The following is a 554-nucleotide window of genomic DNA, read 5'->3' on the forward strand; positions in this document are numbered from 1 at the left end:
CCCATATAGACGACCACCGGCTGGCCGGTGCGGGCAATCGCGGCCCAGTCGAGATCGTCATCGGTGCCGGCGGCATGGCCGGTGGCCAGGATGACCGCCTTGTTGATGCCGCGCATGGTGGCGGGAATGCCGGTGGCGGCGAGCGCGCTCAGGCCCGAGGTCAGGCCGGACAACACACGAAACGGAATAGCTTCGCGCGCCAGCGCCAGCGCCTCTTCGCCGCCGCGCCCGAAGATATAGGGGTCACCGCCCTTGAGACGGACGACGCGACGTCCCTCGCGCGCCAGCCGCACCAGCAAAGCTGTTATATCGTCCTGCTTCATCGACGGCTGGCCACCGCGTTTGCCGGCATAGAAGAGCTCGGCGCTTTCGGCGACCGCGACGATATCGGGCGAGACCAGCGCGTCGTAGACGAGCGCGTCGCACTGCCCGAGCGCGGCCAGCACTTCGAGCGTCAGGCAGCCGGGATCGCCGGGGCCGGCGCCGGCCAGCCAGACATGGCCGGGCTCCAGCGCACGCGGCTTGAAGTTCAGCCGCGCCAGCGCCTGCTCCAC

General features: G+C 69.9%; 1 protein-coding gene. It reads right to left on the minus strand.

Annotated features, from left to right (window positions below):
• Positions 1-554, minus strand: a 554-nt coding sequence (gene cobA / locus EN745_RS35605) for a uroporphyrinogen-III C-methyltransferase (RefSeq protein ID WP_127423361.1), incomplete at both ends; no start/stop codon positions are given.

Source organism: Mesorhizobium sp. M4A.F.Ca.ET.022.05.2.1 (assembly GCF_003998845.1).
Lineage (GTDB): Bacteria > Pseudomonadota > Alphaproteobacteria > Rhizobiales > Rhizobiaceae > Mesorhizobium.